The 393-nt window shown below is 62.6% G+C and carries 1 pseudogene; it reads right to left on the bottom strand.

From position 1 onward, the window contains the following. Nucleotides 1-393 (bottom strand): annotated as a pseudogene (locus ACTNBK_RS17190) (bifunctional metallophosphatase/5'-nucleotidase); the annotation flags it as partial.

Here is a 393-nt window from a genome sequence, read left to right as displayed (position 1 = left end):
GGAGGTCCACACGTCGGTGGAGCCCTCGTTGCCCAGGTGACCCAGTGCCACCACGTAGTCGGCGCCGTCGGCCACAGCGGCATCCACGGCCTTCTGCACGGCGGCGTAGAGGTCAGCGCCATCGTTGCCCTGGCTGAAGCTGTAAATATAGTTGCCCTCGGCGTCCTGGAAGTAGGTGGGGGTGGACTTGGTGAAGGACTCGGGGGTGTCGATACCCACATAGCCCACGCTCACGTCGCCGTAGTCAACCACCTTGTAGGCGTCCAGAACGGACTTACCCTCCAGGTCGGTGAAGTTGCAGCACAGGTAGGTGTACGCAGCCTTCTCCTGGGCCAGGGTCAGGAAGTTGTCCATGCCGTAGTCGAACTCGTGGTTGCCCGGGATGGCGAAGTC

Origin of the sequence: Intestinimonas sp. HCP28S3_D6 (assembly GCF_052065695.1) — a bacterium.
Lineage (GTDB): Bacteria > Bacillota > Clostridia > Oscillospirales > Oscillospiraceae > Intestinimonas.
Note: the sequence above shows the minus strand (reverse complement) of the source record. Positions and strands in the feature narration are given on the sequence as shown.